Source organism: Trebonia sp. (assembly GCF_030042015.1).
Taxonomy (GTDB): Bacteria; Actinomycetota; Actinomycetes; order Streptosporangiales; family Streptosporangiaceae; genus Trebonia.
Genome location: NZ_JASIAL010000435.1, coordinates 1 through 3,449 on the forward strand (window position 1 = coordinate 1; position 3,449 = coordinate 3,449).

Annotated in this window: 4 protein-coding genes; 3 read left to right on the forward strand and 1 reads right to left on the reverse strand. The window is 69.2% G+C overall.

Annotated features, from left to right (window positions below):
* A partial coding sequence (locus Q1N79_RS23285; RefSeq protein WP_300612404.1) for an MFS transporter occupies positions 1–321 on the reverse strand: 321 nt, incomplete at its 3' end.
* 81 nt (positions 322–402) lie between these two features.
* On the opposite strand from Q1N79_RS23285, the gene Q1N79_RS23290 reads away from it, so the two are divergent.
* The 3 genes from Q1N79_RS23290 to Q1N79_RS23300 form a co-directional block, all read left to right on the forward strand.
* The gene (locus Q1N79_RS23290) at positions 403–861 is read left to right on the forward strand and encodes a helix-turn-helix domain-containing protein (protein ID WP_300612406.1); all 459 of its coding nucleotides are present in this window, start codon (positions 403–405) and stop codon (positions 859–861) included.
* A 304-nt stretch (positions 862–1,165) separates the two neighbouring features.
* Positions 1,166–2,383 carry a hypothetical protein gene (locus tag Q1N79_RS23295; RefSeq protein WP_300612408.1) on the forward strand — a complete coding sequence of 406 codons (1,218 nt, stop codon included), beginning with the start codon at positions 1,166–1,168 and terminating at the stop codon, positions 2,381–2,383.
* Positions 2,384–3,449 (forward strand): DUF885 family protein (locus tag Q1N79_RS23300; protein ID WP_300612409.1); only part of this gene is annotated, 1,066 nt, incomplete at its 3' end.

The following is a 3,449-nucleotide window of genomic DNA, read 5'->3' on the forward strand; positions in this document are numbered from 1 at the left end:
CCGCGCGGCGACGAGCACCCAGACGTTCGGCGCGGCGGCGCAGGCCGCGGACGCGAGCGCGAACACGACGACGCCGGCCAGGAAGGCGGTGCGCCGCCCGATCCGGTCGGCGGCCCGCCCGGCCGGGACGAGCAGCGCGGCGAACACGATCGCGTAGGCGTTCAGCACCCACGACAGCGACGCCAGGTCCGTGCCGCCGAACGCCCGGCCGATGGACGGCAGCGCGACGTTCACGATGAACAGGTCCAGGTTCACCATCGCGATGCCCGCGGCGACGACCGCGAACACCGGCGCGAACGCCATTTTCTTGCTGTTATCCACGCGCCTCCCTTCAAGTTTGAAAATCCAACCCGAGCCTAACCTGAGTAGGTTTGATTTCGCAACTGATGTAGACTGCCTGGCATGCGCGATGATCTGCCCGGCCGCCCGTGCTCGATGGCCGCCGCCCTGAACCTGGTGGGCGAGAAGTGGGCGCTGCTTGCCGTGCGCGAGATCTCCTTCGGCAACAAGCGCTTCGACGTGATCGCGCGGAACACCGGCGCGCCCCGCGACCGGCTCGCCGCCCGGCTGCGCGCGCTCGAGGCGGCGGGCGTGGTGGCGCGCCGCCAGTACAGCGACCACCCGCCGCGCTACGAATACGAGCTCACCCAGGCCGGCGAGGAACTGCGGGCGGTGCTCCTCGCGCTGCGCACCTGGGGCGACAAGTGGGCGGTCGACACCCCGCCCGCGGTGTTCGGCCACTCGTGCGGGCACGACCTGGACACCGCGGTCGTCTGCCGCCACTGCGGCGAGGAGGTCAACCCCGACGACCTGAGGCTGCGGGTCCTGAGCCCCGGCTGGACGCGCCGCGGCCCGGCCTAGCCCGCCAGCCGCCCCGCCCCGTCCCGTCCTGGGCCCCTAGTTCCGCGACAGCGAAACGGACCTGCCAGGAGCCAACGGAGGTCGCCGGGGTCAGCTCAACTGAACAGCAGAGGCTGGTGTTGCGTGCCCGGCACCCCGGAAAGGGGGCGCGGACGGCGGGCGGGATCGGGACTATATTCAACGGAAGAGCCCGCGGCCGAACTGGGATCCGCACGGTGCCGCGCTCAGGAAGGGTCGTCGAGTGGCTACTGCTGACTCTGCCACGGAGGGTGACAGACCGAGGGCCCGACGCCGCGAAACAGCCGTGCTGCTGAAGGCGACGCAAGCGCCCATCCGGGATGCCACCCTAAAGGCGACATTCAAGCGTGCCAAGGAAATATACGCCTATGGCCTGATAACGCTCTTTTACATCGACGAGGCCGATTGGCCCAATGTGCGGGCCGGCTTGCGGCGCTATGCGGTGGTGCGCGCTCGCGCCGACGTCGTCCGCGGGTACCTGGCCAATGCCTACCTGGGTGCTCTCATCGCCCTGCTGCTCGGCGGCACCATTTGGGTGAGCGCGCTCCTCGATTACTCCCGTAAGCCGGCGGTGCTTTTCATTGTGCCTGTCGTGGCCTTCTTCGTGACCATGGCCATCCTGAGCGTCATCGTGGAGCTTACGCCATCAGGGACAGCCAGACTGTCCACGCTGGCCGTCATGCTCTTGACGCCGGTAGCGATTATCGGCGTCACGCTCGCGGTCGACCACGGCAGCTTCCAGCGTCCCTGGGACGTAGTTCCGCGCCATGACGGCCAGGTCGCCGCGGCGATAGTCGCCGGAATTGCCCTCTGCGCCGCTCAGATAGCCATCGTCGCGGTCAGCATGGTGCTCATCGTGATCATCGACGCGGCCATGGATACGTCATTGGCGAAGCGCCGGCCCGACATCGTGGTAACTGGCACGCTGATCAGGCTGCTTCGGAACCTGCAGAGGGCACCGCAGCGGTTCGACAGCGTCCGCGTCAAGGGTCTCGTGTGCCGGGATCTCGAACAGGTCGCCGTCTACCTGCAGATCAGGCTGCCGGCCGCGCTGGCGGTGCCGGACCCGGTCGCGCGCGAGAATTTGCGACTGCACTGCGACGACGCGGCCACTTATCTCCGGCAATTGCAGGTGCGGGTCGCGCTTGGCGATGACTCGACGGCCAGCGACCTGCCGGTAATCGTCGCTCGGTACATCGCCATCTTCGCCTTGAGCGAATACGGGCTGCTGCCGACCATGGCGGCAGCGACCTTCAAGCGGGCAGTCACGGCCAGGGTCTTCCGGGTGACGAAAAAACTCCTCGTGGCCGTCATACCGATCGGCTGCGTCATTGCCGCCCGGCACTTTGGCGTAACGCTGGCCGGCCCGCTCGATGACGTGGTGGTTCTCGTGGCGCTGCTGTGGGCCGCCGTAAACCTCGTGTCCATTGTCGACCCCGGCTACCGCGCCAGGATCGAAGACATGAACGACCTGGTGTCGATATTCAGGAAAGACGGTGACTGAGTGCGCGCTGACGAGGAATTCACGGTCCTGGCGCGCGAATACCTGGATGACCTGACACAGCGCCACCCGGATACCGCGACCAGACTCGGCGACCACCGCTTCGACGACCGTCTCGCCGAACAGACACAGGCGGCTCTCGACGCCGAACGCTCCGCCCTGGCGGGGTTCGCGGACCGGCTGGCGGCGCTGGATTCCGGATCGCTCGGCCGCCAGCTCGCGGTGGACGCCGCGATGCTCGCCGACGACGTCGCCCGCCGGCTGTTCGGACTCGACGAGTTGCGGGAGGAAACGTGGAACCCGCTGGCCGCCAATCCTGGCCGGGCGATCTACGGGCTGCTTGTCAGGGATTTCGCGCCGCTGCCTGAGCGGCTGATGTCCCTCGCCGGCCGGCTCGCGCAGGTCCCCGCCGCCCTGGCGGACGCCCGCGGCCTGCTCGGCGCGATGCCGCAGGTCCACCTGGAGACCGCGATCACGCAGTTCGACGGGACGATCCGGATGGTCCGCGACGAGGTCGACCGGGCACTGGCGAAGGCCACCGACACGGTGGCCGCCGAGATGGCCAAGGTCCGCCCGGCCGCACTCGAAGCGCTCGTGGCGCACCGCGACTGGCTGAAGGCGAAGCTCGCCGACGGCGGCGACTTCGCCGATCCGCGGATCGGCCCGGAGCGGTTCGCGCGCAAGCTGTCGCTGACGCTGAGCGCCGCCGCGGACGCCGACGCCATCCTGGCCCGCGCGGAAGCCGACCTGGACCGGGTCACCGAAGAGGTCAACAGGGTCGCGGCCTCGCTCGGCGGCACGCCGCGCGCGGTGCTCGACCAGCTGGCGGCGGACGCCCCCGACGGCGACACGATCCTGCGGTTCTGCGCGGACGCCTTCGCCGCGCAGACGCGCTTCGTCCGCGACCACGACCTGGTCACGGTGCACGAGGACCCGGTCGAGGTCATCGACATGCCGGAGATCGATCGCGGTGTCGCGGTGGCGTACTGCGACTCGCCGGGACCGCTGGAGACCGCGCCGCTCCCGACGTTCATCGCGGTCTCCCCGGTGCCGGACGGCTGGACAACCC

Excerpts from the sequence above, each read along its gene's own strand:
- Q1N79_RS23290 (WP_300612406.1), top strand. The coding sequence starts at position 403 with ATGCGCGATGATCTGCCCGGCCGCCCGTGCTCGATGGCCGCCGCCCTG.